Genomic DNA, 7,885 nt, shown 5'->3' with positions numbered 1-7,885 from the left:
GACTTCTCCGGCATCAACGAGAAGGACGACGCGATCTCCCGCCCCATGGGGACGTACTCCTCCGGCATGGGGGCGCGGCTGCGCTTCTCCATCGCCGCCGCGAAGAGCCATGACGTCCTGCTGATCGACGAGGCCCTGTCCACCGGCGACGCGCGTTTCCGTCGCCGGAGCCGGCGGCGGATCGACGAGCTGCGGGCTGCGGCGGGAACGGTCTTCCTGGTCAGCCACTCGAACTCGACGATCACCGAGACCTGCGAGCGGGCCCTGTGGCTGGAGGCGGGCACGCTGCGGATGGACGGCCCGGCGAAGGAGGTGGTGGCGGCGTACGAGGAGTTCACCGCGACAGGAACGGGAACCGGGACCAAATAAAGGGGCAAATAAGACATTAAGGACTACAGTGCGGAGGGATGACGAACGATCACCCCCAGCCGCCACCAGGGGCCCGCGCCGAGCCCCCTCACCTCACCGGGTCCCCCTTCGACTCGGACACCTTCACCTCCGCCACCTTCGTCACGGTCGGCCGCGGCCCCTACCTCGCCGTCGCCTCCGTCTGGCTGATCACCCGCGTCGGCATGGTGCTGCTGCTGCTCCGCGACACCCTCGGCATCGGCGGCGTCGGCCGCGAGGTGGACCTCTACCGGCACTGGTACGAGCAGTTCGCCCAGGGCACCTTCCCGCCCGGCGACGTCACCTGGCAGTACCCGCCCGGCGCGGGGCTCGTGATCATGTCGCCGGGCGTCCTCCCCTGGCTGACGTACGTCCAGGCGTTCGTCACGCTCACCCTCCTGGCCGACGCGGTCGTCACCGCCGCCCTCGCCCGCGCCGACAGCGCCCGGCTCACCCACGGCACCTGGATCTGGGTCTGCGGACTGCCGCTGCTCCTGCATCTGCCGCTCGCGCGCTACGACGTCCAGACCACCGCCCTCGCCGTCCTCGCGCTGCTCGCGCTCACCGCCCGCTCGACCGCCGCCCACCAGCTCGGCGGGGCGCTCGCGGGCATCGGCGCCATGGTCAAGGTCTGGCCGGCGCTCGCCCTGATCGGCACCCCCCGGGGCCGTACCACCCGCGAGGCCTGGACCGCGGCGGTCGTCGCGGCCCTCGCCCTCCTCGCCACCCTCGCGCTGTTCTTCTCCGACTCCCTCGGCTTCCTGCGCCAGCAGGGCAGCCGCGGCATCCAGATCGAGTCGCTCGGCGGCACCGCCCTCGCGCTGGCCAAGGCCGGCGGCAGCTGGCCGGGCCGGGTCGAGTTCCGCTACGGGGCCTTCGAGTACGTCGGCCCGTACGTCTCCAGCCTCGGCCACCTCGCCCTGCTGCTCACCGTCATCGCCTTCGGCTGGCTGCTCCTGTGGCGCCTCCGGGCCCACCGCTGGACCGCCGCCACCCCGCTCGACGCGGCCCTCACCGCCGTGTTGCTGTTCACCGTCACCAGCCGGGTGATCAGCCCCCAGTACATGATCTGGCTGCTCGGCCTCGCCGCCGTCTGTCTGACCTCGCGCGGCACCGTGATGCGCCCGGTGGCGCTGCTGCTCCTCCCGGCGGCCGCCCTCAGCTCCCTCGCGTACCCCGTCCTGTACGACCACGTCGTCGCCGGCACCACCCAGGGGCTGATCGTCATGGTCCTCCGCAACGGCCTGCTGCTCGCCGCCACCCTGCTCGCCGCCCGCCGCCTGTGGACCTCGACGGTCACCGGCCCGCCCGAGGAAGCCGCGTAGAACAGCGACGCCCGCGGGAAGCCGCGCAGAGCAGAACCGCCGCGGAAGCCGCGTAGGACAGACAGGAGAAGGGCCCCACCGGACGACCGGTGGGGCCCTTCTCACGCCGCTGTCTCAGCGACTAGCTGTGCGTACGAAGCAGCGTGCGCATCGTGCGCATCGCCACCGACAGGTTCGCCAGGTCGAAGGTGTCCGAGCCCTGGATCTCCTCCAGGGTCGTCCGCGCGCGGCCCAGGATCGCCGCGTTCTTCTCCTCCCAGTCCTTGAACCGCTGCTCCGGGCTCGACGTGCCGTTCCCGGCCGCCAGGACGTCCGCGGTCAGCGCCGAGTGCGCCGCGAACAGGTCCTCACGGATCGACGCACGGGCCATCGACTGCCACCGGTCGTCGCGCGGCAACTCGATGATCCGGTCCATCAGGTCGGTGATCCGCAGCCGGTCGGCCAGGTCGTAGTAGACCTCGGCCACCGCCAGCGGGTCCTTGCCCATCCGGTCCGCGATCCCCACGATGTCGAGGATCGGGAAGGCGGAGGAGAAGCCGGCCACCCGCAGCGCGAGCTCCTCCGGCACGCCGACCTCGGTCAGCTCCTCCACGATCGACTGGTACCACTCCAGGTCCGCGCCGCGCAGCAGGTTCGGCAGCTGCGCCCAGACCTGCTCGACGCGCTCGGCGAAGAACTCGATGGTCTCGGTGAGCTGGAGCGGCTGCGGCCGGTTGTTGAGCAGCCAGCGCGTGCCGCGCTCGACGAGCCGGCGGGAGTGCAGCCGCATCCGGGTCTGGACGTCGGCAGGCACCAGGTTGTCGAGAGCCTCGACGGCGTCCCAGACCTGGCCGAGGCGGAAGACGAGCCGGGCCGCGGTCTGCGCCCGGACGATCTCCTCGATCGACGCGCCCGTCTCCTCGCGGAGGCGGTGCAGGAAGGTCGAGCCACCGGCGTTGACGGTGTCGTTAACCAGGACGGTGGTGATGATCTCGCGGCGCAGGGGGTGGTGGTCGACGGCCTCGGTGAACTTCTCGCGCAGCAGCGTCGGGAAGTACGCGTGGAGCAGCCCGCGCAGGTACGGGTCGTCCGGCAGCTCCGTGCCGATGAGCTCGTCGGCCACCGTGATCTTGGTGTACGCGAGGAGGACGGCGAGCTCCGGCTGGCTCAGACCGCGGCCGTTGTTGAGCAGGTCGCGGATCTGCCGGTCGTTGGGCAGGAACTCCAGGGACCGGTCGAGGGCCCCGTCACGGCCCAGACGGCGCATGAAGCGCTGGTGGGCGTGGAGCAGGGACGGCGACTGGGCGACGGCGTTGGCGAGGGCCGTGTTCTGCGCGTAGTTGTTGCGCAGGACGAGCCTGCCGACCTCGTCGGTCATCTCCGCGAGGATCTTGTTGCGCTGCTTGACGGTCATGTCGCCCTCGGTGACGAGCCCGTTGAGCAGGATCTTGATGTTGACCTCGTGGTCGGAGGTGTCGACGCCGGCGCTGTTGTCGATGGCGTCGGTGTTGACCTTGCCGCCCCGCCCCTCGGGGCCGCCGGTGCGGGCGAACTCGATGCGGCCCAGCTGGGTCGCGCCGAGGTTGCCGCCCTCGCCGATGACCTGGGCGCGGACATCCTGGCCGTCGACGCGGATGGCGTCGTTGGCCTTGTCGCCGACGTCGGCGTTCGACTCGGCCGAGGACTTGACGTACGTACCGATGCCGCCGTTCCACAGCAGGTCGACGGGCGCGTGGAGCACGGCCTTCATCAGCTCGGCCGGGGTCATCTTGGTGATGCCGTCCTCGATGCCGAGGGCAGCCCTGACCTGCGCGTTGACCGGGATCGACTTGGCGCTGCGGGGGTGGATGCCACCACCCGCGGAGAGCAGCGAGGTGTCGTAGTCGGCCCAGGACGAGCGGGGCAGCTCGAAGAGCCGGCGGCGCTCGGCGTACGAGACGGCCGCGTCCGGGTTCGGGTCGATGAAGATGTGCCGGTGGTCGAACGCGGCGACGAGCCTGATGTGCTCGCTCAGCAGCATGCCGTTGCCGAAGACGTCACCGGACATGTCGCCGACGCCGACGACCGTGAAGTCCTCGGTCTGGGTGTCGTGGCCCAGCTCGCGGAAGTGCCGCTTGACGGACTCCCAGGCGCCGCGGGCGGTGATGCCCATGCCCTTGTGGTCGTATCCGGCGGAGCCGCCCGAGGCGAACGCGTCGCCGAGCCAGAAGCCGTACGACTCGGCGACCCCGTTGGCGATGTCGGAGAAGGTCGCGGTGCCCTTGTCGGCGGCGACCACCAGGTAGGTGTCGTCCTCGTCGTGGCGGACCACGTCGACCGGCGGCACGACCTCGCCCGCGACCAGGTTGTCGGTGATGTCGAGCAGCGCCGAGATGAAGGTCTTGTACGAGGCGATGCCCTCGGCCAGCCAGGCGTCACGGTCCACGGACGGGTCCGGGAGCTGCTTGGCGACGAAGCCGCCCTTGGCGCCGACGGGCACGATGACGGTGTTCTTCACCATCTGCGCCTTGACCAGGCCGAGGATCTCCGTACGGAAGTCCTCGCGGCGGTCGGACCAGCGCAGACCGCCTCGGGCGACCTTGCCGAAGCGCAGGTGGACACCCTCGACACGCGGGGAGTACACCCAGATCTCGAAGGCCGGGCGGGGCGCCGGAAGGTCCGGGATGGCCTGCGGGTCGAACTTCATCGACACGTACGAGTGCGGCGTACCGTCCGCCGTCAGCTGGAAGAAGTTCGTCCGCAGCGTGGCCTTGATGACGGTCAGGAAGGACCGCAGGATCCGGTCCTCGTCCAGACTCGCGACCTGGTCGAGGGCGGCGTCCAGCTCCTCCATGAGAGCGTCGATCAGCTCGGTGCCGGCGCGCTGGCGCTCCGGCGCCATCCGGGCCTCGAAGAGGTTGACGAGCAGCCGGGTGGTGTGGACGTTGTTGCGGAGGGTGTCCTCCATGTAGTCCTGGCTGAACGTCGAGCCGGCCTGGCGCAGGTACTTGGCGTAGGCGCGCAGCACCATCGCCTCGCGCCAGTTGAGCCCGGCGGAGAGGACGAGCGAGTTGAAGTTGTCGTTCTCGGCCTCGCCGGTCCAGGTGGCCGCGAAGGCCTCCTGGAAGCGCTCGCGGGCGTCGTCGCCGAGGTAGTCGCCGCCGTTGCCGGTCGCGACGGGCATCCGCAGACCGAAGTCGTAGACCCAGGCGTGCGTGCGGTCGGCGCAGCGCAGCTCGTACGGCCGCTCGTCGGTCACCTCGACGCCGAGCCGGTTGAGCACCGGGAGCACGGCGGAGAGGGAGATCGGGTCGCCCGTCTTGTAGATCTTGAAGCGGCGCTCGCCGGGGCCCGCGCCGACCGGCTCGTAGAGCGAGAGCGCGAAGTCCTTGCCGCCGCCGGTGCGGGCGAGGGCCTCCAGGTGGACCAGGTCGGCGACGGCCGCGCGCGGCGAGTGGTCGGCCTTGTAGCCCTCGGGGAAGGCGTTGCCGTAACGGCGGAGCAGCTCCGCGGCGCGCTCCTCGCCGCACTCGGCGTTGAGCGCCTCGCCGAAGCCGTCGGACCAGGAGCGGGCGGCCTCGACGAGCCGGGCCTCGATGCGTTCGACGTCGGCGTCGGTGAGCTTCGCCAGCTCGGTGCCGGGCTGGACGCGGACGACGAAGTGCAGCCGGGAAAGGATCGACTCGGTGTTCCAGGCGGTGAAGTCGACGCTGGTGCCGTCGAGCTCCTCCTTCAGGATGTCGATGATCCGCAGCCGGACACGGGTCGTGTAGCGGTCGCGCGGCAGGTAGACGAGGGCCGAGTAGTAGCGGCCGTACTCGTCCTGGCGCAGGTACAGGCGCAGCCGGCGCCGCTCCTGCAGGTACAGGACGCTGGTGACGACGGACTGGAGCTGGTCGGCCGGGGTCTGGAACAGCTCGTCGCGCGGGTACGTCTCCAGGATCTGGAGCAGGTCGCGGCCGTCGTGGCTGTTCGGCGAGAAGCCGGCGCCCTCCAGGACCTCCTGGACCTTGCGCTTGACGACGGGCACGCGGCGCACGGACTCGGTGTAGGCGGCCGAGGAGAACAGGCCCAGGAAGCGGCGCTCACCGATGACGTTGCCGTCGGCGTCGAACTTCTTCACACCGACGTAGTCGAGGTACGAGGGGCGGTGCACGGTCGAGCGGCTGTTGGCCTTCGTCAGGATCAGCAGCTTGTGCTCGCGCGCCTTGGCGCGGACGTCCTCGGGCAGCCGGCTGAAGGACGGCGAGACGGGGTGGGCGTGGTGGCCCTGGTCGTCGCCCGCGTGCTGCGGGTCGGAGCGCAGGATGCCGAGGCCGGTGCCGGGCACGGCGGACAGGGCGTCACCGTTGAGCAGCTGGTACTCGCGGTAGCCGAGGAAGGTGAAGTGGTCGTCGGCGAGCCAGCGCAGCAGCTCGCGGGCCTCCTCCACCTCGGTCGGCCGCAGGTCGGGGGCGGTGGGCTCGGCCGGGAGGCCCTCGGCGATCCGCAGGGCGGCGTCGCGCATCTTCTCCCAGTCCTCGACCGTCTCACGGACGTCGGACAGGACACGCAGCAGATCGGCGGTGATCTGCTTGAGGTCGGCGCGGTCGGTCTCCCGGTCGATCTCGACGTGGATCCACGACTCGGTGAGCGCGTCGTGCGGCAGGTCGCCCTGGATCTGCGCCGACAGGACCTCGATGAGCCTGCCCGTCAGGTCGCGGCGGACGAGGACCTGCGGGTGGATCACGACATGGATGCCGCGGCCCTGGCGCGAGAGCTCGTTGGTGACCGAGTCCACCAGGAACGGCATGTCGTCGGTGACGACCTCGACGACGGAGTGGCTGCTCGTCCAGCCGTTCTCCTCGACCGTCGGAGTGTGGACGCGCACGTTCGCCGTGCCCTGCGGACGGTTCTCCGCGAGGCGGTAGTGAGAGAGCGCCGCGCCGAACACGTCGACCGGGTCCCGGTCACCGAGGTCCTCCGGCGCGGTGTGCAGGTAGTAGCGCTGGAGGTACTCGAGCACGGTGTCCCGGTCCGGGTGCTTCCCGGCACCCTCCGGGCCCGTCGGAAGTCGCCCCCCGACCGGGCTGTGCTCAGCTACCCGAGCGGCCCTCTCGAGCAGCTCGGCCTTGGCTTCGTCCAGCTTGGTCTGCATGTCCTCTGACTCCTGTCGCGCGCCGTTGCGTGACGTCGGTGGAAGAAAGGACACAACGACGCCCCGACGCGGTGATTCCGGTCCAGGACGACGTTATGCCCGAATGAGAGATGCCCGGGTCGTTATCGGCCACGGAGAGCGGCGCGCCCGGACGGAGAGGATCGGCGAACGCGCTGTCGGCCCGGCCGCTGACGCGGACCGGGCGGCAGCCGGGGGCTTCACTGCCCCCTCGGCGTATCGCGCTGATCACGGCAAAAGCCTATCGCCCTCGCCCCCCGAACCGTCATGGTCCGTATGTGTACAAAAGAGGGGGTGGAAGTTTGACGTTCTGGACAGCGACACATGTCCTCTTGGCAAAGCACCCCGACGCGGGCAGCGTGTACGCGAGCATGGGCGCAGCACGGCAGACCGACCATCTGTGATCTGGGAGAGCCATGGCGAAGATCCTGATCGTGACCGGGGACGCGGCGGAGTCGCTGGAGGTGATGTACCCCTACCAGCGGCTACTGGAAGAGGGCTACGAGGTCGACATCGCCGCCCCCGCCCGCAAGCAGCTCCGCTTCGTCGTCCACGACTTCGAGCCGGGCTTCGACACGTACACCGAGAAGCCCGGCTACACCTGGCCCGCCGACCTGGCGTTCTCCGAGGTCGACCCGGGCGCGTACGTGGCGGTGGTGATCCCGGGCGGCCGGGCGCCGGAGTACCTGCGCAACGACCCGGAGCTCCGCAAGATCCTCAAGGCCTTCTTCGACGCGGACAAGCCGGTGGCCCAGATCTGCCACGGCCCGCTCCTGACGGCGGCGGTCGGCGGCCTGGAGGGCCGCAGGGTCACCGCGTACCCGGCCCTGGAACTGGACATGCAGGCGGCCGGCGCGACCTTCCAGGACAGCGCGGCGGTGGTGGACGGCCTTCTGGTCTCCTCAAGGGCCTGGCCGGACCACCCCACCTGGATGCGCGAATTCCTGAAGGTCCTCCGAGCCAAGTCCTGACGCCGGGCCGGCACGGGGGTTGTGGCCGGCCCGCAGCCCCCGGGCACGGTCACCCACCGGCCGGCACTCCGGCCGCGGCACCCGCCCCC

The 7,885-nt window shown here is 70.6% G+C and carries 3 protein-coding genes and 1 pseudogene; 3 read left to right on the top strand and 1 reads right to left on the bottom strand.

Translation table 11 applies throughout. The features are described 5' to 3' along the window. Both AOK00_RS36360 and AOK00_RS09670 read left to right on the top strand, forming a co-directional pair. Positions 1-369: pseudogene (locus AOK00_RS36360) on the top strand (ABC transporter ATP-binding protein); the annotation flags it as partial. Positions 370-407: 38 nt separating this feature from the next. Beyond that, positions 408-1,712, top strand: coding sequence for a glycosyltransferase 87 family protein (locus tag AOK00_RS09670; protein WP_055599901.1), 1,305 nt, complete (start codon positions 408-410; stop codon positions 1,710-1,712). Between the two features lie 121 nt (positions 1,713-1,833). On the opposite strand, the gene AOK00_RS09665 is transcribed toward AOK00_RS09670, so the two are convergent. After that, the gene (locus AOK00_RS09665) at positions 1,834-6,807 is read right to left on the bottom strand and encodes an NAD-glutamate dehydrogenase (RefSeq protein ID WP_055599900.1); all 4,974 of its coding nucleotides are present in this window, start codon (positions 6,805-6,807) and stop codon (positions 1,834-1,836) included. Between the two features lie 434 nt (positions 6,808-7,241). Between AOK00_RS09665 and AOK00_RS09660 the strand changes: the two genes are divergently transcribed. After that, positions 7,242-7,796 (top strand): DJ-1/PfpI family protein, encoded by a 555-nt coding sequence (locus AOK00_RS09660; protein WP_055599899.1) that lies wholly within the window; start codon positions 7,242-7,244, stop codon positions 7,794-7,796. Positions 7,797-7,885: the final 89 nt, after the last annotated feature.

This window comes from Streptomyces aureus (genome assembly GCF_001418135.1).
Taxonomy (GTDB): domain Bacteria; phylum Actinomycetota; class Actinomycetes; order Streptomycetales; family Streptomycetaceae; genus Streptomyces; species Streptomyces aureus_A.
The sequence above is the reverse complement of the archived record's forward strand: the minus strand, read 5'-3'. Positions and strand labels throughout refer to the sequence as shown.

What these genes read in the sequence shown, in the direction of transcription:
- AOK00_RS09665 (WP_055599900.1), bottom strand. Translation starts at nt 6,807, where the DNA reads ATGCAGACCAAGCTGGACGAAGCCAAGGCCGAGCTGCTCGAGAGGGCC.
- AOK00_RS09670 (WP_055599901.1), top strand. Translation starts at nt 408, where the DNA reads ATGACGAACGATCACCCCCAGCCGCCACCAGGGGCCCGCGCCGAGCCC.
- AOK00_RS09660 (WP_055599899.1), top strand. Translation starts at nt 7,242, where the DNA reads ATGGCGAAGATCCTGATCGTGACCGGGGACGCGGCGGAGTCGCTGGAG.